This window comes from Amycolatopsis sp. NPDC104863, from assembly GCF_055582965.1.
In genome coordinates this window covers 345,076-364,247 of record NZ_JBVJOW010000004.1, presented here as the reverse complement: position 1 = coordinate 364,247, position 19,172 = coordinate 345,076, and the positions used below count along the sequence as shown (strand labels likewise).

Annotated in this window: 21 protein-coding genes; 8 read left to right on the top strand and 13 right to left on the bottom strand. The window is 71.0% G+C overall.

All coding sequences use genetic code 11. From position 1 onward, the window contains the following. Window positions 1–126 precede the first annotated feature (126 nt). A complete protein-coding gene (locus tag ACZ63J_RS23275) occupies window positions 127–699 on the bottom strand; it encodes an NADPH-dependent FMN reductase (protein ID WP_465403095.1) in 573 nt (190 codons plus the stop codon). 126 nt (window positions 700–825) lie between these two features. Here ACZ63J_RS23275 and ACZ63J_RS23270 point away from each other — a divergent pair, with 126 nt between their 5' ends. Next, the gene (locus ACZ63J_RS23270; protein ID WP_465403093.1) at window positions 826–1,875 is read left to right on the top strand and encodes an alpha/beta hydrolase; all 1,050 of its coding nucleotides are present in this window, start codon (window positions 826–828) and stop codon (window positions 1,873–1,875) included. A gap of 531 nt (window positions 1,876–2,406) precedes the next feature. Here ACZ63J_RS23270 and ACZ63J_RS23265 read toward each other — a convergent pair. From ACZ63J_RS23265 to ACZ63J_RS23250, 4 genes are all read right to left on the bottom strand, one after another. After that, the gene (locus ACZ63J_RS23265) at window positions 2,407–2,937 is read right to left on the bottom strand and encodes a hypothetical protein (RefSeq protein ID WP_465403091.1); all 531 of its coding nucleotides are present in this window, start codon (window positions 2,935–2,937) and stop codon (window positions 2,407–2,409) included. A gap of 410 nt (window positions 2,938–3,347) precedes the next feature. Then, on the bottom strand, window positions 3,348–3,947 hold the full coding sequence (locus tag ACZ63J_RS23260) for an acyl-CoA-like ligand-binding transcription factor (protein ID WP_465403089.1): 600 nt from the start codon (window positions 3,945–3,947) through the stop codon (window positions 3,348–3,350). Continuing rightward, entirely contained in the window at window positions 3,928–4,122 is a 195-nt protein-coding gene (locus tag ACZ63J_RS23255; RefSeq protein ID WP_465403087.1) for a hypothetical protein, read from the bottom strand. Before ACZ63J_RS23255 ends, ACZ63J_RS23260 begins: the two co-directional genes overlap by 20 nt. A 93-nt stretch (window positions 4,123–4,215) precedes the next feature. Next, complete coding sequence (locus ACZ63J_RS23250) at window positions 4,216–5,427, bottom strand: MFS transporter (RefSeq protein ID WP_465403085.1); 1,212 nt, start codon at window positions 5,425–5,427, stop codon at window positions 4,216–4,218. Window positions 5,428–5,611: 184 nt separating this feature from the next. Between ACZ63J_RS23250 and ACZ63J_RS23245 the strand changes: the two genes are divergently transcribed. After that, window positions 5,612–6,757 carry an MFS transporter gene (locus ACZ63J_RS23245; RefSeq protein WP_465403117.1) on the top strand — a complete coding sequence of 382 codons (1,146 nt, stop codon included), beginning with the start codon at window positions 5,612–5,614 and terminating at the stop codon, window positions 6,755–6,757. Here ACZ63J_RS23245 and ACZ63J_RS23240 read toward each other — a convergent pair. Together ACZ63J_RS23240 and ACZ63J_RS23235 are read right to left on the bottom strand one after the other, a co-directional pair. Next, the gene (locus ACZ63J_RS23240; RefSeq protein ID WP_465403083.1) at window positions 6,754–7,134 is read right to left on the bottom strand and encodes a hypothetical protein; all 381 of its coding nucleotides are present in this window, start codon (window positions 7,132–7,134) and stop codon (window positions 6,754–6,756) included. The two genes, ACZ63J_RS23245 and ACZ63J_RS23240, sit on opposite strands and share 4 nt — an antisense overlap. Before the next feature lie 17 nt (window positions 7,135–7,151). Next, window positions 7,152–8,330, bottom strand: a complete 1,179-nt coding sequence (locus ACZ63J_RS23235) for an RtcB family protein (RefSeq protein WP_465403082.1) — start codon at window positions 8,328–8,330, stop codon at window positions 7,152–7,154. Between the two features lie 98 nt (window positions 8,331–8,428). Between ACZ63J_RS23235 and ACZ63J_RS23230 the strand changes: the two genes are divergently transcribed. Together ACZ63J_RS23230 and ACZ63J_RS23225 are read left to right on the top strand one after the other, a co-directional pair. After that, window positions 8,429–9,412 carry a DUF4034 domain-containing protein gene (locus ACZ63J_RS23230; RefSeq protein WP_465403080.1) on the top strand — a complete coding sequence of 328 codons (984 nt, stop codon included), beginning with the start codon at window positions 8,429–8,431 and terminating at the stop codon, window positions 9,410–9,412. Window positions 9,413–9,479: 67 nt separating this feature from the next. Next, window positions 9,480–9,980, top strand: a complete 501-nt coding sequence (locus ACZ63J_RS23225) for a hypothetical protein (RefSeq protein ID WP_465403077.1) — start codon at window positions 9,480–9,482, stop codon at window positions 9,978–9,980. A gap of 41 nt (window positions 9,981–10,021) precedes the next feature. Here the strand turns inward: ACZ63J_RS23225 and ACZ63J_RS23220 are convergent, their stop codons facing one another. Beyond that, on the bottom strand, window positions 10,022–11,062 hold the full coding sequence (locus tag ACZ63J_RS23220) for an aspartate-semialdehyde dehydrogenase (RefSeq protein WP_465403076.1): 1,041 nt from the start codon (window positions 11,060–11,062) through the stop codon (window positions 10,022–10,024). Next, on the bottom strand, window positions 11,062–12,327 hold the full coding sequence (locus tag ACZ63J_RS23215; RefSeq protein WP_465333968.1) for an aspartate kinase: 1,266 nt from the start codon (window positions 12,325–12,327) through the stop codon (window positions 11,062–11,064). Before ACZ63J_RS23215 ends, ACZ63J_RS23220 begins: the two co-directional genes overlap by 1 nt. A gap of 230 nt (window positions 12,328–12,557) precedes the next feature. Between ACZ63J_RS23215 and ACZ63J_RS23210 the strand changes: the two genes are divergently transcribed. Then, on the top strand, window positions 12,558–13,148 hold the full coding sequence (locus tag ACZ63J_RS23210; protein ID WP_465403074.1) for a nitroreductase family protein: 591 nt from the start codon (window positions 12,558–12,560) through the stop codon (window positions 13,146–13,148). On the opposite strand, the gene ACZ63J_RS23205 is transcribed toward ACZ63J_RS23210, so the two are convergent. Beyond that, entirely contained in the window at window positions 13,145–13,849 is a 705-nt protein-coding gene (locus ACZ63J_RS23205) for a ComEA family DNA-binding protein (protein ID WP_465403072.1), read from the bottom strand. The two genes, ACZ63J_RS23210 and ACZ63J_RS23205, sit on opposite strands and share 4 nt — an antisense overlap. Window positions 13,850–13,932: 83 nt before the next feature. Then, window positions 13,933–14,313 carry a hypothetical protein gene (locus ACZ63J_RS23200; protein WP_465403070.1) on the bottom strand — a complete coding sequence of 127 codons (381 nt, stop codon included), beginning with the start codon at window positions 14,311–14,313 and terminating at the stop codon, window positions 13,933–13,935. Window positions 14,314–14,531: 218 nt separating this feature from the next. On the opposite strand from ACZ63J_RS23200, the gene leuA reads away from it, so the two are divergent. Further along, window positions 14,532–16,292, top strand: a complete 1,761-nt coding sequence (gene leuA / locus ACZ63J_RS23195; RefSeq protein ID WP_465403068.1) for a 2-isopropylmalate synthase — start codon at window positions 14,532–14,534, stop codon at window positions 16,290–16,292. 80 nt (window positions 16,293–16,372) lie between these two features. Next, window positions 16,373–16,924, top strand: a complete 552-nt coding sequence (locus tag ACZ63J_RS23190; RefSeq protein WP_465403066.1) for a DedA family protein — start codon at window positions 16,373–16,375, stop codon at window positions 16,922–16,924. Here ACZ63J_RS23190 and ACZ63J_RS23185 read toward each other — a convergent pair. Next, complete coding sequence (locus tag ACZ63J_RS23185) at window positions 16,911–17,513, bottom strand: peroxiredoxin-like family protein (RefSeq protein WP_465403064.1); 603 nt, start codon at window positions 17,511–17,513, stop codon at window positions 16,911–16,913. The genes ACZ63J_RS23190 and ACZ63J_RS23185 overlap by 14 nt on opposite strands. Before the next feature lie 58 nt (window positions 17,514–17,571). On the opposite strand from ACZ63J_RS23185, the gene ACZ63J_RS23180 reads away from it, so the two are divergent. Next, entirely contained in the window at window positions 17,572–18,183 is a 612-nt protein-coding gene (locus ACZ63J_RS23180; RefSeq protein ID WP_465403062.1) for a TetR/AcrR family transcriptional regulator, read from the top strand. A 32-nt stretch (window positions 18,184–18,215) separates the two neighbouring features. On the opposite strand, the gene ACZ63J_RS23175 is transcribed toward ACZ63J_RS23180, so the two are convergent. Continuing rightward, window positions 18,216–19,127 (bottom strand): LysR family transcriptional regulator, encoded by a 912-nt coding sequence (locus tag ACZ63J_RS23175; RefSeq protein WP_465403061.1) that lies wholly within the window; start codon window positions 19,125–19,127, stop codon window positions 18,216–18,218. Between the last annotated feature and the right edge of the window lie 45 nt (window positions 19,128–19,172).

Here is a 19,172-nt window from a genome sequence, read left to right as displayed (position 1 = left end):
GCCTTCTGTCCGGGGACGCTCCACAGCGAGCGTCTCACTGGGCACAACATCCCGCACCCGCGGAACGGTGCCCCCACATGGCAGGCATCACGTGGTCCGGTTACCCGGCGGCCTCCGGCGGAAACTTCACGCGGCGCGCGTCACCGCGAACTCCGCGACCTGGCGCCCGATCAGGCGGAGGGTGCGGACGCTCTTCTCGTCGGACGCGCCGCCGCCGTCGTCGAACTTGGTCTCGGCGGAGTTGATGGAGCCCCCCAGCGGGGTGGGCCAGCCGCGCAGCGCGTGCGTGATCGTGCGCAGCTGCTCGAGGGTTGTCACCGCCGCCTGCCAGCCGTACGCGACGGCGGCCAGGCCGACCGCGCGGCCGTCGAGGTAGGGCCGGGTGTCGTCGCGCAGGTCCTCGACGTAGTCCAGGGCGTTCTTGACCAGCCCGGACAGCGCGCCGTGGTAACCCGGCGAGACGACGATCAGGCCGTCCGCCTGCCGGATCGCCTCGATGAGGCGGGTCGCGCGTTCGTCGCGTTCCGGCTCGCCGGCGTCGTAGAACGGCAGCACCAGTTCCGGCCCGGTGAGCAGCCGGGTCCGGACGCCGGTTTCCGCCGCGGCGGCGAGCGCGATCTGCAACGCGCGTTCGGACTGGGAGCCCTCGCGCAGAGAGCCGCCGATCCCGAGCACGTTGACCGTCCTGGCTGAAGTCACGCTTTCCAGGCTAACCCCTCCAGTTAACTGGAGGACCAGTCTCTGGGACGGAGGTCCTGGTCACAGCTGGACCTGTTACCTACTGACAAGTAACGTCCTGGGCGGCGTCGAAGCTCAGGAGGAACCATGGCCATCCCGCTCCCGGTCCGCGTCCAGGCGGCCGCGTCCCAGCTCGCGTTCTGGCTGCCCACACCGGTGCGGCGAGCCGTCGCGGGCCGCGCGGTGCGCCTCGACGGCCAGGACCTCGCGCTCGACGCCCAGCTGCTGCTCCGGCTGCAGAAGCTCTCCGGCGCCGAGCTGGTGCAGGGCTCGGTCGAGAAGTCGCGCGCGCTCCTCGACGTCGGACGGCACCTGGTCAGCGGCAAGACGATCGAGCCGGTTTCGGTGCGGGAGATCGCGGTCCCGACCCCGGACGGCGATCTGCCGGCGACGCTCTACACGCCGGTCGGGCTGCCCGAGAAGTCACCGCTGCTGGTGTTCTTCCACGGCGGCGGCTGGGTGATCGGCACCCGCGCGAGCCACGACAACGCCGTCCGCTTCCTGGCCAAGCACGCCGGGGTGCGGGTGCTGTCGATCGAATACCGGCTGGCGCCGGAGTTCCCGTTCCCGGCGGCCACGGAGGACGCGCTGGCGGCGTTCGAGTACGCGGTGGCGAAGGCGGGCGACCTCGGCGCCGACCCGGCGCGGATCGCCGTCGGCGGGGACAGCGCGGGCGGCAACCTGGCCGCGGTGACGGCCCAGCAGGCGGTCCGCCGCGGCGGACCGGCGCCGGCGTTCCAGCTGCTCATCTACCCGGCGACGGACTTCACGCGGCGCTACCGCTCGCAGGACCTGTTCGCCGAGGACCTGTTCCTCACCGACGTGCACATGAAGTGGTTCGAGGGCCACTACGTGCCCGAGGACACCGACCTGGCCGACCCGCGCCTGTCCCCGCTGTGCGCGGACGACCTGAGCGGCCTGCCGCCGGCCCTGGTCGTCACGGCCGGGTTCGACCCGCTGCGCGACGAAGGCGAGGCGTACGCGAAGAAACTCGCCTCGGCCGGCGTGGATGTGGCGTTGCGGCGGCACGAGGACCTGATTCATGGGTTCATCAACTTCACCGGGGTCGGCAGCCGGTTCCGGGAAGCGCTGGCCGAGATGGCCGGCGCGCTGCGGCAGGGCCTCGCTCGGACGTAGTCGGGGGCAGAAGCGGCGGATCGGCGCGAGGGCAGTGGCGGGCCGGCGCCGGCCGGGGCGGCGGCCGCGAACCGCGCTGAGCCTGGGCGGCGGCAACCGGCGCCGGGCCGGAGCGGCGGCTGCGAACCGCGCCGAGCCCGGACGGCGAACCAGGCACCGGGCCGGGGCGGCGGCAAATCGGCGCCCGACCGGGGCGGCGACGAACCGCACTGAACCCGGGCAGCGGCGACCGGCACCCGTGCCAGGGCGGCGGCGAAACCGGGCACCGAGCCCGGGCAGCGGCAACCGGCGCCGGGCCTCGGCGGCGGCGAACCAGGCACCAACCCCGGGCGGCAGCAACCAGCACCGGGCCGAGCGGCGGCCAACCAGGCACCGACCCCGGGCCCCGGCGAGCGGCGCAGCCCCAGCCTCCGCACCGAAACGACCCCGGAGCCGCGCAACCCGAGCCTCCCTGCCCGAAACGACCCGGAGCCCGGCGCGGAGAAATGTCCGCGACCGGGCTCCGGGCCCCCCTGTTTCACTGTGCCGGGATCAGGCCGCCGGTGCGGGCAGCGGCGGGACCGGCAGTGGTGGCACCGGAAGGCCGCCGAGCAGGCCACCGAGGATGCCGGTGACCGCGGCGAGCAGGGCCTTCACCAGGTCGCTGACGATCTTCAGCGGGCCCGGCAGGTCCGGCAGCGACGGGATCGGCAACGGCAGCGGCGGCAGCTGCCGCGCCTTGGCCGTCGGGTCGGTGAGCAGCCGGGTGGACTCGTCGGCGCGGCCCTTGGCCAGGCCGGCGAGCTGCTCGGTGTCGGTTTGGACCGTGTAGCGCTTGCCGGCGGCGATGTCCGCCATCACCGGGCTCATCTGACCGAGATCCGACCGCGTGGCGCCGACGTTGCCCGCGTAAGCCACCTTGGTCAGGTCGTCTCGCATCTGGAGCACCTGTGCGGCGAGAGCCTGGGTGCTGGAGGAACCCTTGCCCCCGTCCGGGCTCGCCGAAGCGATCCCCGCCGTCGCGACCGCCAGCAGACTGCCGGCGGCTACCAGGGCGATGGACCGCCCGAACTTGCCTTTCATTTCCTACCTCCTGGCCTCGGGAGACCTGACGCGTTAAATCGATACCCGCCGTATCGGAGATAAGCCACCCGATCACCGGTTAGGGAGGATTTCTAACCCTTACGTGCCGGATGCGGAGGAAGCGAACTCGCCCGCAATTGATTAACGTCGAAACCTTGCCCGTCCCCCTGAAGATCATCAACAGCGAGTCCGATCGTCACCGCTGGTGACAGCCGTCCACTGTGGAGCATCTCGGTCACCCACGCGGGTGTAAACGGTGATCATTTAGCTTCATCACTCCGTCGGACCGCGTGTCGGGACTGCTCCAGACAGGGCGTCCCCCACGCTCGCACCGCCACCCACAAGGTTCGCACCGGCCGGACGGAAAACGCGAATTCAATTCCGGTAAAAGCGCCGAAGCGGACGAGCACTCAGAGCGTCACGCCGGTTTCCAGGTGGGCCAGCGCCCGGTCGAACACCACGAGCGTGTCGGCGTCGGGGTCCGCCGCCGCGCCGAGGAACGCCGCCATGACCACCCCGACCACCGCGCCCGCCCAGTTCCGCACCTCGAACTCGCCGGGGTCACGGCCGGTGCGGCGGGCCGCGAGGTCGGCCAGCAGGTCGATCCCGGCCGCGAACTGGTCCATGATCGCGCTGCGCAGGTCCGGCTCGCGGAACACCAGCAGCTGCCGCTCGCGTTCGCGGGCCCAGTCCGCCGCGGAGATCTGCTCCCGGATGGTGTCCGCCGTCGCGCGCAGCGCGCCGATCGGGCTGAGCTCGGCCGGCTGGGCGAGCGCGGCCGCGATCAGCACCGGGTCGAACGGGTCGTACAGCACCGTCGCTTCCTTCGTCGCGAAGTACCGGAAGAACGTGCTCGGCGAGATCTCCGCCGCGGCCGCGATCTGGTCGACGGTCGTCGCGGCGTACCCCTGCTCGTGGAACAGCCGCAACGCGTGCCGCTGGATGGCGGCCCGCGTCCTGGCCTTCTTCCGTTCGCGCAGTCCTTGCGGCTCAGCCGGCGACGAGGTCATGCTCCGATTCTCGCGGCTGGGTCCCCCCGGCCGTCCGCCCGGGCAGGAACAGCAGCGCGAGCAGGGCCGCGGCCAGGCCCAGCCCGGCGCACACCCAGAGCGTCACGGCCATGCCGTCGGTGAACGCGGCCCGCGCGGAGCCGGCGAGCGCGGGCAGGTGCAGCTTCTCCGCCACGGCCACCGCGCCCGACGCGCTGCCGCGGGCTGCGTCGGCGGCGAGCCCAGCGTCGCGAATGGGTCATTCGGGACGTCTGGCGTCCCGAATGGGTCATTGGCAACACTCGGCGCGGGCGTGCTCGTCGGCGGCCGCCGCGGACCTGCCGAGAATTGTCCACAGCTCGGGATCGATGTGGACAACTCCGGCGCCCGAGCCACAATTCGCCGGTTTTGTCACCCGTCGCCGATACACTGGAGCGGGGACGCCCCCCAGGGAAGGGCGGGGCGAGCCCCAGGCCAGCCCGCCCGCGAGCAGCACGAACCCGCCAGTGACCACCCCGCGCACCCCGAACGCGGCGACGAGCTTCTCGGCGACCTTCGCCGCCACGAGCATCCCGCCGATCAGCGCCAGCAGCCGGACCCCGGTCTGCAGCGCGTCGGCCCCCTGCACCGCCTGGAACAGCTGCGGCAGCACGAACATCAGGCCCATCAGCGCGAAGGACGCCATGGTCGCGAGCACCGCGCCCCAGACGAACCGCGGTTCGCGGAACAGCGCGAGGTCGGCGAGCGGCGCGGCCACCCGCGTCTGCGCCCGGCAGAACACCGCGAGCAGGACGGCGCCGAGCGCGAGCAGGCCGTAGGTGACCGGGTCGGCCCAGCCGTGCTCACCGGCGTTGACGAACCCGTAGGTGAGCGCGACCAGCCCGGCCGCCGAGAGCGCGATGCCCGCGAAGTCGATCGCGCCCCGGCCCGAGCCCCGCGTCAGCGGCACCAGGAACAGCACGGCGGCCAGGCCGACCACGGTCAGCGGCACGTTGATCAGGAACACCGAGCCCCACGCGAAGTGGTCGAGCAGCCAGCCGCCGAGCAGCGGCCCGAGCGGGATACCGGCGAACGTCGCCATCACCCACGTCGTCAGCGCCTTCGCCCGCTCCTCCGGCGGGAACAGGACGTTCAGCAGGGAAAGCGACAGCGGGATGAGGAACGCGGCCCCGGCGCCGAGCACCACCCGGGCGGCGATCAGCTGGCCCGGCGAGCTCGCGTAGGCGCACCCCAGCGAGGCCAGCCCGAACACGACCAGCGCGCCGAGCAGCAGCTTCTTCGGGCCGAACCGGTCGCCCAGCAGGCCCGCCGGCAGCAGCAGCGCGGCCAGCGCCAGCGTGTAGGCGTTGCCGAACCACTGCAGCTGCGTGGTCGTGGCGCCGAGGTCGACGGCCAGCGTCGGCACGGCGACGTTCAGCACGGTCAGGTCGAGCCCGACGGTCAGCAGGCTCACCGCGAGCGCGCCGAGCGCCCACCACCTGCGGGGATAGAGCTGTGTCATAGCGACCCCCAATTGATAGTTACTACCAAATGAGAGTAGCTCTCAAAATTTCTTGGCGCCAGGCCCGATGACCGGGGAAATAACTTGCACGCGCGTACCACCTTGGGTTCTCATCGAAGGCGTGCCTCTGCAGCCGTACCGCCGGGTCCTGTCCGTTCCCCGAGTCCCGTCGACGATGGCGCTGATGTTCCTGGCCCGGCTGCCGATGACCATGAACGGCGTCCTGATGACGCTCTACATCGTCACCGGGCTCGGCCGCGGCTACGGCGCCGCCGGGCTGGTCGGCGCCGGGGTCACCCTCGGGATGGCGCTCGGCGCGCCACTGCTCGGCCGCTGCTTCGACCGGTACGGCCTGCGCCCGATCGTCGCCGTCTGCGGCATCGGCACCACGGTGTTCTGGATCGCCGCGCCGCACCTGCCGTACGAGGTGCTCGCCGCCGTCGCGATCCCGGCCGGGATGCTCTCGGTGCCGGCGGGCTCGCTCGCCCGGCAGATCCTGGCCGCGCTCGTCCCGGTTTCGGAGCGACGGGCGGCGTACTCGCTCGACACGATCTCGATCGAAGCGACGTTCATGATCGGCCCCGCGGCCGGCATCGCGGCGATCACGTCGTTCTCCCCGACCTGGACGCTCAGCGCGCTCGGCGTGCTGTTCGGCGGCACGGCGTTCCTGATCTGGCTGGTGAACCCGCCGATCCGGGAGGCGGTGACCGACCCGCTCGCCGAGACCGCCCGCCCGCCGCTGCGGAGCTGGCTCACCGGCCGGCTGGTGGCGACGCTGCTGATCGCCGCCGGCGCGTTGTTCGTGCTGGTCGGCACAGAGCTGGCGACGCTCGCGGCGCTGCGCGCGAACGGCGACCTCGGGGTGACCGGCCTGGTCATCGCGGTGATGTGCGCCGCGTCCATCCTCGGCGGCATCGTGCACGGCGCCGTCAAGCGGTCACTGCCGCAGGGTCTGCTGATGCTGCTGCTCGCGCTGCTGGTGGTGCCGGTCGGGCTGGCCGACCAGCCGTGGTGGCTGCTGATGCTGGTGCTGATCCCGACGAACCTGGTCTGCGCGCCGACGCTGGCGGCGACCACCGAGACGGTCAGCCGGATCGCCCCGCCGCGGGTGCGCGGCGAGGCGATGGGCCTGCAGGACGCTTCCACCCGGCTCGGCCTGGCGCTGGGCAGCCCGGTGGTCGGCTTCGCGATCGACCACTCGAGCCCGGCGTGGGGCTTCGCTGCGGCCGGCCTCGGCGGCCTGCTGATCGCGTCGGCCGGCCTGCTGCACCGGCGGGCCCCGGAGCCGGTCGCGGACCCCGCGCCGGCGCTGGCCGAGAGCTGCAACTAGCCGCAGGCCGCGCGCAGGGCGTCGAGCTTCTTGACGTTGCGCTGCACCCACTGGGCGACGACGCCGGCGTCCTCGATGCGTTCCTTCTGCACCTCGACGTAGGAGTCGGCCATGCCGAAGAGCGCGTTCTTGACGTCCTGGTCCTGGACGTTCCCGGCCAGCTCGCGCAGCCGTTTTTCCTTGTCCTCGGCCCGCGCCTTGAGCTTGGCCGGGTCGACCAGCGGGTTCAGGTCCGCCAGCCCGAGCGCCTCGGTGCACGCGCTGACCTTGTTCGCCGTGTCCGCCCCCTGGCCGACCGCGTTGCCGACCTGGTCGCACCCGCTCAGCAGCAGTGCGGCCCCGGCCAGCAGCGCGGCCGTCGTTCCACCCCTCGTCATGTCGCCAAGGTACCGGCTCAGCCCTTCACGCAGACGACCTGCTTGAGGTGCGCCACCACCTCGACCAGGTCCGTCTGGGCGCGGATCACCGAATCGATGTCCTTGTACGCCGCCGGGATCTCGTCGACCACACCCGAGTCCTTGCGGCACTCGACGCCGGCCGTCTGCGCCGCGAGGTCGTCGGCCGTGAACAGCTTCTTGGCCTTGTTCCGCGACATCCGGCGCCCGGCGCCGTGCGACGCCGACTGGAACGACGAGTCGTTCCCGAGCCCGCGCACGATGTACGAACCGGTCCCCATGCTGCCCGGGATGATCCCCAGGTCACCCGATCCGGCGCGGATCGCGCCCTTCCGGGTGACCAGCAGCTCGACCCCGTCGTACGTCTCTTCGGCGACGTAGTTGTGGTGGCACGAGATCGCGTCGTCGAAGGCCGTCCCCGGCACGACGTCGGCCAGCGCCTGCTTCACGAGCGCGACCATCGTGGCGCGGTTGCGCGCCGCGTAGTCCTGCGCCCAGAAGAGGTCACGCCGGTACGCCCGCATCTCCGGCGTGCCCGCGACGAACACCGCGAGGTCGCGGTCCGGCAGGTCGGCGTTGTGCGGCAGCTTCCGCGCCACGGCCATGTGCCGCTCCGCCAGCTCCTTGCCGATGTTGCGCGAACCCGAGTGCAGCATCAGCCAGACGCGGCCTTCGTCGTCGAGGCAGACCTCGATGAAGTGGTTCCCGCCGCCGAGGCTCCCGATCTGGCGCGCGGCCCGGTCGTGCAGCTCCTGGACGCCGCTGTGCAGCTCGCCGAAGCCCTTCCAGAACGCGTCCCAGCCGCCGACGCCGTGCACCTTGGCCGGGTTCACCGGCGTCTTGTGCAGGCCGAAGCCCACCGGGACGGCGCTTTCGATCCGCCGGCGCAGCTTCCCGAGGTCGTCGGGCAGATCGCTCGCGCCGAGCGACGTCCGGACGGCGCTCATCCCGCACCCGATGTCGACCCCGACGGCGGCCGGCGAAACGGCGTCACGCATGGCGATGACACTGCCGACGGTCGCGCCCTTGCCGTAGTGCACGTCGGGCATCACGGCGACCCCGTGCACCCACGGCAGGTTGGCGACGTTGTGCAGCTGCCGCATGGCCTGGTCTTCGACGGACGCGGGGTCCGCCCACATCCGGATCGGGACACGCGCGCCGTCGACGGCGGTGTACATGGTTTCCTCCCCTGGAACTGGTTGCGGGGCTTAGGATCCCTCTTGGCCGGAAATCGGACAAGGCGATTTCCGGCAGTCCACTGTGGAGGAGAACGGACATGGGCCTGCTGCCCGGCCCCGCGGCCGCTGCCCGGGGAATGGTTCCGGACGCGGAGCTCAGCACCGAGCCGCATTTCGGCGAGCCCGGCCTCGCCGCCGCCGTTTCCGCCGCGCTGGCCGGGGACTGGCACCCCGCCGCCGCGCTCGTCGCCACCCTGAACGGTGACTGGGACCGGCGCACCGCCGTCATCAGCGCACTCGCCACCACCGCCACGACCGAACGCCAGTGGTTGCGCGACTGGCTCGCCGAGCGGGACGGCGATCCCGACGCCGCCGTCGTGCAGGCGGAGACCTTCGTCGCCCTGGCTTGGCAGCGCCGGGGCTCCGCACGCGGCCGGCACACCAGCCGGCAGCAGTTCGGGCCCTTCTACCAGCTGCTGGACCACGCCCGCGACACCGCCTGGAAGGCGGCCGAACTCGCCGGAGCCGATCCGACACCCTGGGCGACCCTCGTCACCGTCTGCCGGGGGCTCGATGTCCGGTACCAGCCCTTCGACGGGATCTGGTCGGGTCTGCTCGTCCGCGCGCCCGCCCACCGCATCGGCCACAACCGCGCCCTGCAGTACTGGTGCCCGAAGTGGCACGGCACCGAAGAACGCCTGCTCGACTTCGCCGCCGGCGCCGCGGCTTTCGCGCCGTCGCTGACGCCACTGCCTCTGCACGCGGCCTTCGAAATGGCCATGGAGGGCAACCCGATCTGGCGCAGCCGGTACGTCCGGGAGGCCCTCGAAACAGCTCTGCCCTGGTTGGACGGCGAAGGCGCCGAGCACCCCGCTACCCGGGAAGACCGCGGCTACGCGATCTACGCGCTGCACCACAACGGCCGGCACGACGAAGCCGTCGCCCAGTTCCGGCGGCTCGGCGGCCACGCCGACGGTCATGTCTGGAACTTCGACACCGACGTCAAGCGCTCTGCGAAGCCCGTGAAGCAGTTCGCGGCATTGCGAGCCCAGGCGTGCCGGAAGGCGGCCAGGGACGCGTGAGGGGACCGGTCCCCGGGCACCCGTGCTCCCCTTGGCCGGTTGCTGCCGTGTTCGGAGAGGTGGTCCCGTGACCGAATCGAGCGCCTACCGGCCGCTGCCGGTGTCCGGCGAAAACGCGGACCGGGAGGTGCGGCGCGGGATCAGGTCGATGCGGCTCGCGATCGCCGCCCAGGCCGTGCTCTACCTGGCCCTCGCCGTCTTCGTCTGGTCACTGGCGGCGAGCGTGGACGACGGCACTGACGTCACCTGGCCGCTGGTGGTCGTGTCGGTGAACTCGGCGCTGCTCGTCACCCTCGTGGTGTTCAGCGCGCTGCTGAGCCGGCGCGAACGCAAGATCATCTTCACGGTCGTCTGGCTGGAATGCGCGTTCATCGCGGTGCTGCTCGTCGGCCTGGTCGTGAGCCTCGTGCAGAGCTCGTCGGCCGGCGGGTCCACCGGAACGCCGGTCGGGCTGTTCGTGTGGGGCGGGCTGATGATGGCCGTGCTGCGGCCGCTGCAGAAGCCGGAGCTGCGGACGGCGTTCGGCCTGCCGCCGATCCAGCCCCGGCAGAAGAAGCCCAGGAAATGAACCCGCCCGGCCCCGGGTGTCCGGGGCCGGGCGGGTTCGGCTCAGAGCTGCTGCGCCACCAGCTCCGCGAGCTGCACGGTGTTGAGCGCCGCGCCCTTGCGGAGGTTGTCGTTGGAGATGAACAGCGCCAGCCCGCGGCCGCCCTCGACACCCTGGTCGACGCGGATGCGGCCGACGTAGCTCGGGTCGTTGCCCGCCGCCTGCAGCGGGGTCGGGACGTCGGACAGCTCGACACCCGGCGCGTGCGCCAGCAGCTCGGTCGCGCGCTCGACCGTCAGCGCGCGCTCGAACTGGGCGTTGACCGAGATCGAGTGCCCCGAGAACACCGGCACGCGCACGCAGGTGCAGGACACGCCGAGACCCGGGATGCTCAGGATCTTGCGGCTCTCGTTGCGGAACTTCTTCTCTTCGTCCGTCTCGAGCTCACCGTCGTCCACAATGGACCCGGCCATCGGCAGGACGTTGAACGCGATCGGGCGGACGTACTTGTCCGGCGCCGGAAACTCGATCGCCCCGCCGTCGTGGGTGAGCAGCGCGGCGTGCTCGGCGCCGGCCTTGATCTGCCCGGCCAGCTCGTCCACACCGGCGAGCCCGCTGCCGGACACCGCCTGGTACGTCGACGCGACCAGCCGGACCAGCCCGGCCTCGTCGTGCAACGGCTTCAGCACCGGCATCGCGGCCATGGTGGTGCAGTTGGGGTTCGCGATGATCCCCTTCCGCGCCTCCTTGATGGCCTCGGGATTGACCTCGCTGACGACCAGCGGCACGTCCGGGTCCATCCGGAACGCCGAGGAGTTGTCGATCACCGTCACCCCCGCCTCGGCGAACCGCGGCGCCTGCGCCTTCGACGTCGACCCGCCCGCCGAGAACAGCGCGATGTCCAACCCGGACGGATCCGCCGTCGTCGCGTCCTCGACGGTGATTTCGCCGTCGCGCCAAGGCAGGGTCGACCCCGCCGAGCGCGCCGAAGCGAAGTACCGCAGCTCGGCGACCGGGAACTCCCGCTCCGCCAGCAGCTTGCGCATCACCGCGCCGACCTGGCCGGTCGCGCCGACCACCCCGATCCGCAGCCCGTCCGCCATCAGCGACCACTCCCCGCGTAGACAACAGCTTCTTCGTCGCCGCCGAGCTCGAAGGCGTCGTGGATCGCGCGCACGGCCTCGTCGAGCTGGGCGTCCCGGATCAGCACCGAAATGCGGATCTCGGAGGTGTTGATGATTTCGATGTTGACGCCGGACTGGGCCAGCGCCTCGCAGAACGTCGCCGTGACACCCGGGTGCGACCGCATCCCGGCGCCGACCAGCGAGACCTTGCCGACGTGGTCGTCGTAGAGCACCGACTCGAAGCCGATCTCCGCCTTGACCTTCTCCAGTTCCTTGACGGCCTTGGCGCCGTTGGCCTTCGACAGCGTGAACGTGATGTCCGTGCGACCGGACACCGTGCTGGAGACGTTCTGCAGCACCATGTCGATGTCGATCTCGGCGTCGGCGATCACGCGGAAGATCCGGGCCGCCGCACCGGCGGTGTCCGGCACGCCGGTAACCGTGATCTTGGCCTCGGAGCGGTCGTGCGCCACACCGGTGATCAGGGCTTGTTCCACGGGGATCTCCTCGATAGAACCGGTCACCGTGGTGCCCGGCTTGTCACTGTAGGAAGAGCGGACACGGATCGGGACGCCGTAGCGGCGCGCGTACTCGACCGAACGCAGGTGCAGGATCTTCGACCCGCTCGCGGCCAGCTCGAGCATCTCTTCGTAGGTGACGGTGTCGAGCTTGCGCGCGTCCGGCACCACCCTCGGGTCGGCGGTGTACACACCGTCCACATCGGAATAGATCTCGCAGACGTCGGCGTTCAGCGCGGCGGCCAGCGCGACGGCGGTGGTGTCCGAGCCGCCGCGGCCCAGCGTCGTGATGTCCTTGGTGTCCTGCGCGACGCCCTGGAAGCCCGCCACCAGCGCGACGTAACCCTGCTCGAGCGCCTCGGTGACGCGGCTCGGCGTGACGTCGATGATGCGCGCGTTCCCGTGCACCGACGTCGTGACGACGCCGGCCTGCGACCCGGTGAACGACCACGCCTCCGCGCCCTGGGCCGAGATGGCCATGGCGACCAGCGAGTTCGAGATGCGCTCACCGGCGGTGAGCAGCATGTCCATCTCCCGCTCCGGCGGCGCCGGGTTGACCTGCTGAGCCAGGTCGAGCAGCTCGTCGGTGGTGTCACCCATCGCCGAGCAGACCACCACGACGTCGTTGCCCGCCTTCTTGGTGGCGACGATCCGTTCCGCGACGCGCTTGATCCGGTCGGCACTTTCCAGCGACGATCCGCCGTACTTCTGGACCACGAGGGCCACGCCCGAACCTCCTAGACGGGCCGGGTCTGCTCCCTGGTGGGCACCGGAGAGCCCCCGCGTCCCATAGTTGAGAAGGAGCCTACCGGGGCTCCAGCGGCCCGCCACCCTCTTGACGTGGGGCGGACCCGTTCCCCGGGCCGCTCGGAAGTAAATCTTCCGTAACACCAACGAAATGCGCGGAGTCCTTCCTTCCGAGTGATGCAGCGCACTAGGTGGGTACGGTGAAGATCATGCGGAAACCAGCTGTGACGAGCATCCCGATCGCTTCGATCATGGCCGAACGGTGGAGCCCCCGGGCCCTGGACGCATCTTCGTCGGTCAGCCCGGACCAGGTGCGGTCGCTCCTGGAGGCGGCCCGCTGGGCCCCGTCGTTCGGCAACACCCAGCCGGCCCGCTACCTGGTGGGCGTGCGCGGCACACCGTCGTTCGACGCGATCCTGGCGACGTTGAACTCGGGCAACCGGGCGTGGGCCCACCGCGCGGGCCTGCTGCTGATCGGCGCGATGGTGACGACGAACGAGAAGGGGGCGGTTCCGTACGCGGAGTACGGGCTGGGGCTGGCTTCGGAGAACCTCGTGCTGCAGGCGGTGGAGCTGGGGTTGGTGGCGCACCAGATGGCGGGCTTTTCGGCGGGCTCGGTGCGGGCGGCGTTCTCGCTGCCCGAGGATGTGGTGCCTCGGGTCGCGATCGCGGTGGGGTCGCCGGGGCATCCGGATGTGCTCGAGGAGGAGTGGCGGATCGAGCGGGAGAAGGCGGAGCGGGTGCGGGTGCCGCTGACGGAGTTCGCCTTCAGCGACCAGTGGGGCACGTCGGCTCTCTAGCTCGGCAGGACGACAGCCCGGTCGCGGACGCGCTCCAGTGCCGCAAAAGGCACCACAGTGGTGACGTCGTCGACGGCGGCGAACCCGCCGACAGTCGTCCTGATGTCGACGATGGCTTCGGCGGTGGCGGCATCGAGCCCGCAAACCGAGGCAATCACGGTGGCCGGCGCGTTGTTGAGGTCGACAAGACCGCCGTCGTCGTAGTTCCGCGCGAGATCCGGACGCCCGACGTGCAGGTCGCGCGCGATGAGCGGGTCCTCGGCGACGAGCTTGCGCGCTTCGGAGCGCCGTTCGCGCGCGGCCAAAGCCGCGGCCAGCGCGGGGTCCGGGCCGTCGAGCCGCTCACCGGGCACCTGACGCAAGATCTCCCGGCGCAGCTTGGCCTGCTGAACGCAGCCGACCGCGACGACGACGAGCCCCAGGATCACGGCGGCCGAGGTGAGCAGGTTCCCGGTCGTCCCGACCACCTTGCCTGTGGCGTCCTTCGGCGAGAGGGACATCAGCACACCCATGACCGCGGCAGCCGCCCCGAAGACCGCGGCGCGCGCGTAGAGCGACTTCCGGCCGAGCCGCAGCGCGGCGTGCACGAACGGCACCCAGGCAAAAAGCCCCACCGTGGCGATCGTGACGACGAAGTACCAGCGGCTCCCGAGACGGGCGACCGCACTCGGCGACGTCGCGGCAGGCTGTGAAACGGACATGGTCAGCACCCCTTCCGGCGTGCTGATGTCGCCTGGCGGCGACAGTGCGTTACGAGGGTGCGCCGATCGTGATCACCGCGAAATCAGGAAGCTCCGCCCACCCGGCGGATGATCTTCGCCAGGATCCCCGACACCACGAGCCAGAAGATCGCCGCGATGCCGTAGTTCACCAGGACGCGGAGCTTCGCGTCACTCGGGGTGAACAGGTCGCTGAACCCCAGCGCCAGGCTGTCCGCCCAGGACTTCACGAACGAGACGATGCCGTTGTCCGGGTTGGCCGAGCCGACCGTGAAGATCACGTGGATCACCAGCAGCGCCGCGAAGACCAGGCCCACCCAGCGGACGATCGACGCCACGATCGAGGCGATCCGGCCGCCCGTCGCGCGCCAGTCGACCGGGGCCCGGCGGGAAACCTTGGTCTCCTCCGGTGCCGAAGACGACGATGACTCCGCGTGCTCACCCATGCCCGCAGTTTCGCACGGCCACCGGCCAATTGCTACCCACAGGTAACCCCAGCTGGGGACCGCCCGGCTTTCCCCGTGCCGTGTTCCGTGGTTATGGTGGGGGCGTGGCGCGTGCTCTCCTGCTTCGCTGCCGCGACGGGGCCTGACCGGACCGGCTCCCCGTCGCGGGGCTTCGTGGTGCCGGTCGCACCCGTCTAGCTGGAGAACCCCGAATTCGCATGAGCAAGATCCGCAAGCCTTCGCGTCCCGCCCCCGCTGACCAGCCCGCTTGGAACACCCAGCTGGGCACGTCCATGCCGGTGCACCGCTACCGCCCCTGGTACGACCTCGTCGAGAACATCGACCTGCCCGATCGCACCTGGCCCGCCAAGCGCATCGAGCGCGCGCCGCTGTGGTGCGCCGTCGACCTGCGGGACGGCAACCAGGCGCTGATCGACCCGATGTCGCCCGCGCGCAAACGCAAGTTCTTCGACCTGCTGGTACGCATGGGGTACAAGGAGATCGAGGTCGGCTTCCCGGCCGCGAGCCAGACCGACTTCGACTTCGTCCGCGAGATCATCGACGAGGGCGCCATCCCCGACGACGTCAGCATCCAGGTGCTGACCCAGTGCCGTCCGGAGCTGATCGAGCGCACCTTCCAGTCGCTCGAAGGCGCGCCGCGCGCGATCGTCCACATCTACAACTCGACGTCGATCCTGCAGCGCCGCGTCGTCTTCCGCGAGGAGCGCGAAGGCATCAAGAAGATCGCGACGCAGGCCGCGGAAATGGTCGTCGAGCTGGCCGCGAAGCAGCCGGACACCGACTTCCGCTTCCAGTACTCGCCGGAGTCCTACACCGGCACCGAGCTGTCGTACGCGCTCGAGGTCTGCAACGCCGTCACCGAAATCTGGCAGCCGACGCCGGAGAAGCCGGTGATCCTGAACCTGCCGGCGACCGTCGAGATGGCCACGCCGAACGTCTACGCCGACTCGATCGAGTGGATGTCCCGGAACCTGGAACGCCGCGACTCCGTGATCCTGTCGCTGCACCCGCACAACGACCGCGGCACCGGCATCGCCGCCGCCGAGCTGGGCTACCAGGCCGGCGCGGACCGGATCGAAGGCTGCCTGTTCGGCAACGGCGAGCGCACCGGCAACGTCGACCTGGTCGCGCTGGGCATGAACCTCTACAGCCAGGGCATCGACCCGCAGATCGACTTCTCCGACATGGACGAGATCAAGCGGACCGTCGAGTACTGCAACCAGCTGCCGGTCGGCGAGCGCTCGCCGTGGGGTGGCGACCTGGTGTTCACGGCCTTCTCCGGCAGCCACCAGGACGCGATCAACAAGGGCCTGGACGCGCTGAAGGACGCCGCCGACAAGCAGGGCGTGCCGCTGGACGAGTACCCGTGGCAGGTCCCGTACCTGCCGATCGACCCGAAGGACGTCGGCCGCACGTACGAGGCCGTGATCCGGGTGAACTCGCAGTCCGGCAAGGGCGGCGTCGCCTACATCATGAAGGCCGAGCACCAGCTCGACCTGCCGCGGCGCCTGCAGATCGAGTTCTCGAAGGTCATCCAGCGCTACACCGACACCGAGGGCGGCGAGGTCGACCCGGCCACGATGTACAACGCTTTCTCGGCCGAGTACCTGGAGCTGAAGACGCCGCTGGAGCTGGTCCGCCAGCACGTCCGCGACAACGGTGACGGCGAGTACGACATCTCCGCGACCGTCCGCGTGGAGGGTGACGAGCACGAGGTCACCGGCCGCGGCAACGGCCCGATCGCGGCGTTCTTCGACGCGCTGTCGACCGTCGGCTTCGACCTGCGCCTGCTGGACTACTCCGAGCACACGCTCTCGCCGGGTGACGACGCGCGCGCCGCGTCGTACATCGAGTGCGCGATCTCGGACCGCGTGTTCTGGGGCATCGGCATCGACCCGTCGATCGTCACGGCGTCGCTGCGCGCCGTCGTCTCGGCCGTGAACCGCGCCCATCGCTGAACCTGTGGGCCGCCTGTCGGGTTCCTGTGAGTCCCCGGTGATCGGGAGCATCGCGGCCCCGGCAGGCGGTTAATGGAGGTGTGGACGCGACTACGGCGGGACTCCTGGTGCTGTTCGTCGTCTCGCTGGTGCCCCTGCTGCCCACCGAGGTGACGCTCCTCGGGATGGGTGTCGCGGCGGCACAGGGCGGGGCGTCGCTCGCGCTGGTGATCGCCGTGTCGAGTGCCGGGTGCCTGGTTTCCGACCAGACGCTCTACGCCCTCGGCCGGTTCGGCGGCCGGGCGGCGCTGGACCGGCTGAGCCGGCGGCGGAAGATCGCCGCCGGCATCGGCTGGCTCGACGGGCGGCTGCAGCGCCACCCCCGGCCGGTGCTGGTCGCCGCCCGCTGGCTGCCGTCGGGCGGGACGATCGGCGCCCTCCTCGCCGGTTCGCTCCGCTGGCCAATGGCGGAGTTCTTCACCGCTTCGGCCGTCGGCGTCACGCTCTGGACGTCCTACGTGGCCTTCCTCGGCTACGCGGGCGGCCAGATCATCACCGAACCCGGGATCAGCATGCTGCTCTCCCTCGGCATCGCCCTGGTCCTGGGTTCGGCGATCACCTTCGGCGTGAAGCGCGGCGCTAGAGCGCTTTGAGGATGTCCGCGGGCTCGGTCCGCGTGACGAAGTCCGGGTGGACGTCGACAAAGCGCAGCACGCGGTCGCGGTCGACCACGACGACCGCCGGGTGGACCAGCTCCCACGTGCCGTTGACCTGCTCGAGATCCGTGCCGAGGGTCACCATCGCATCCCGCACCGGGGCGGAGACGGGATAGCTCAGCCCGAGTCCGCGGGCGACGGTGCTGCCGGCGTCCGACAGCACCGGGAACGTCAGGTCCGGGAGCGGGCCGTCCGGCTTCTGCGGGCTGACCGCGACCAGGCTCGCGCCGGACTTCGCCAGCTCGGGCAGCAGTTCCTCCTGGTAGGTGCGCAGGGTCAGGTTGCAGTACGGGCACCACTGGCCGCGGTAGAACACGAGCACCGCCGGCCCGTCCGCGACGAGGTCGCCCAGGCTCACGTCCGCACCGTCGGCGCCCGGCAGCGTGAACTCCTCGATCTTGTCGCCTGCCTCGGCGAACTTCCCGCCGGCCCGGCGCCGGTCCGCCTCGATGACCTCGAAGATCTCGGGCGGCAGCGCGCCGCGGAGGTGGTCGTTTACTCCGGTCAGGGCGTTGTTGAGCGTCATGGATCCCCTAGCTCGTTGTACTGATTGGTACAGTGAAACAGACTGTACTATTCGGTACATGGAGACGCAAGCGGCGGCCACGACCCCACGCGGCAAGCGGACCCGCGAAACGATCGTCGACGCGGCGGCGAAGCTGATGTACGTCGACGGCGTCGCGGGCACGAGCGTCGACAAGGTGCTCGCCACGAGCGGGGCCGGGAAATCGCAGATGTACCACTACTTCAAGAACAAGGACGAGCTGGTCGCGGCCGTGATCGACCGCTACCTCGAGGAGATCCTCGGCAACCAGCCGGCGATCTTCGAGCTGGCCTCCTGGGCGGACCTCGAGACGTGGACCGAGCAGCTCCTCGACATCCACCGCCGCGCGGGCAGCCCGGTCGCGTGCCCGCTGGGCAACCTCGCCGGCGAGGTCGGCGACAACCCGAAGCTCGCGCCGCTGGTCGACCAGGCCTACCGGAAGTGGGAGTCCCACCTGGTGCGGGGGCTGGTCAAGCTGCAGGAGCAGGGCGAGCTGGCACCCGACGCCGACCCGGCACGGCTCGCGCAGGCGGCGATGACGTCCGTCCAAGGTGGACTGCTGCTGGCCCACATCCGGCACGACCTCACGGCGCTGGAGGACGCCCTGCAGATCGCGCTGACCCACCTGCGCGGCTTCCGGACGATGTCGTGAGTGGTAATTCGGGTTAGAACCCTAATTACCACTCACGACATCTTGGTGAGCTGGGCGATCTCCGCACGCAGTTCGTCGATCACCTTCGCGACGGCCGGCCGCTGCAGCGCACCCGTGCGGCAGACCGCTTCCACCAGCCGGGCCGCGCGGATCCCGGCCAGCGGGCGGCTCACCAGGCCGCTGCCCCGGCGCGTGTCGATCGTGTAGCGCGGCACCAGCGCGATCCCGTGCCCGGCGGCGACCAGCCGCTCGGTGATCCGGAAGTCGTTGATCCGCTGGACGACGACCGGCCGCACGCCGGTCCGGACGGTCAGCGAGCGCAGCACGTCGTCCACCGGAAAGCCGTGGTCGACGCCGATCCAGCGTTCGTCCGCCAGCTCCGCGAGGTCGACCCGGCGGCGGCTCGCCAGCCGGTGCCCCGCGGGCAGCGCGACGTCCAGCGGCTCCCGCAGCAGCGGCACGACGTCGAGGCGGCCGGAGTCGAACTCCGGCGCGTGCTCGTCGCGGTGCGCCACGACGACGTCGTAGTCCGCGACCAGGCCCGGCACCTCCGGCGGTGTCATGTCGACGTCCCGGACGTCGACGTCGAGGCCGTCGTACCCGGCGATGCGGGTCAGCAGGCCCGGCAGCAGCATCAGCCCGGCCGACTGGAAGATCGCGAGCCGCACCCGGCCGCGCGGCGCGCTGCGGTAGGTGTCCAGTTCGGACTCGGCCCGTTCGAGCGCGGCCAGCACCTCGTCGGCGCGGGCAACCAGCGCACGCCCGGCGTCGGTCAGCCGCAGCCCGCGCCCGGCCGGTTCGGTGAGCGGCAGCCCGACCTCGCCCTGCAACGCGCGCAGCTGCTGCGAGACGGCGGACGGCGTGCAGTGCAGCGCCCGCGCGGCCGCCGTCACGCTGCCGCGGTCGGCGAACTCCCGCAGCGTACGCAGGCGACCCAGATCCACGACCCCAGCATATGTGAAGCACGGCTACAGAGTCCCTGCAGATAT

Bases quoted from the DNA above. Each gene is read 5' to 3' on its own strand.
- ACZ63J_RS23180 (WP_465403062.1), top strand. From the start codon at position 17,572: ATGGAGACGCAAGCGGCGGCCACGACCCCACGCGGCAAGCGGACCCGC.
- leuA (WP_465403068.1), top strand. From the start codon at position 14,532: ATGAGCAAGATCCGCAAGCCTTCGCGTCCCGCCCCCGCTGACCAGCCC.
- ACZ63J_RS23205 (WP_465403072.1), bottom strand. From the start codon at position 13,849: ATGTCCGTTTCACAGCCTGCCGCGACGTCGCCGAGTGCGGTCGCCCGT.
- ACZ63J_RS23185 (WP_465403064.1), bottom strand. From the start codon at position 17,513: ATGACGCTCAACAACGCCCTGACCGGAGTAAACGACCACCTCCGCGGC.
- ACZ63J_RS23270 (WP_465403093.1), top strand. From the start codon at position 826: ATGGCCATCCCGCTCCCGGTCCGCGTCCAGGCGGCCGCGTCCCAGCTC.
- ACZ63J_RS23220 (WP_465403076.1), bottom strand. From the start codon at position 11,062: ATGGCGGACGGGCTGCGGATCGGGGTGGTCGGCGCGACCGGCCAGGTC.
- ACZ63J_RS23250 (WP_465403085.1), bottom strand. From the start codon at position 5,427: ATGACACAGCTCTATCCCCGCAGGTGGTGGGCGCTCGGCGCGCTCGCG.
- ACZ63J_RS23210 (WP_465403074.1), top strand. From the start codon at position 12,558: ATGCGGAAACCAGCTGTGACGAGCATCCCGATCGCTTCGATCATGGCC.
- ACZ63J_RS23245 (WP_465403117.1), top strand. From the start codon at position 5,612: ATGTTCCTGGCCCGGCTGCCGATGACCATGAACGGCGTCCTGATGACG.
- ACZ63J_RS23260 (WP_465403089.1), bottom strand. From the start codon at position 3,947: ATGACCTCGTCGCCGGCTGAGCCGCAAGGACTGCGCGAACGGAAGAAG.
- ACZ63J_RS23235 (WP_465403082.1), bottom strand. From the start codon at position 8,330: ATGTACACCGCCGTCGACGGCGCGCGTGTCCCGATCCGGATGTGGGCG.
- ACZ63J_RS23240 (WP_465403083.1), bottom strand. From the start codon at position 7,134: ATGACGAGGGGTGGAACGACGGCCGCGCTGCTGGCCGGGGCCGCACTG.
- ACZ63J_RS23200 (WP_465403070.1), bottom strand. From the start codon at position 14,313: ATGGGTGAGCACGCGGAGTCATCGTCGTCTTCGGCACCGGAGGAGACC.
- ACZ63J_RS23230 (WP_465403080.1), top strand. From the start codon at position 8,429: ATGGGCCTGCTGCCCGGCCCCGCGGCCGCTGCCCGGGGAATGGTTCCG.
- ACZ63J_RS23265 (WP_465403091.1), bottom strand. From the start codon at position 2,937: ATGAAAGGCAAGTTCGGGCGGTCCATCGCCCTGGTAGCCGCCGGCAGT.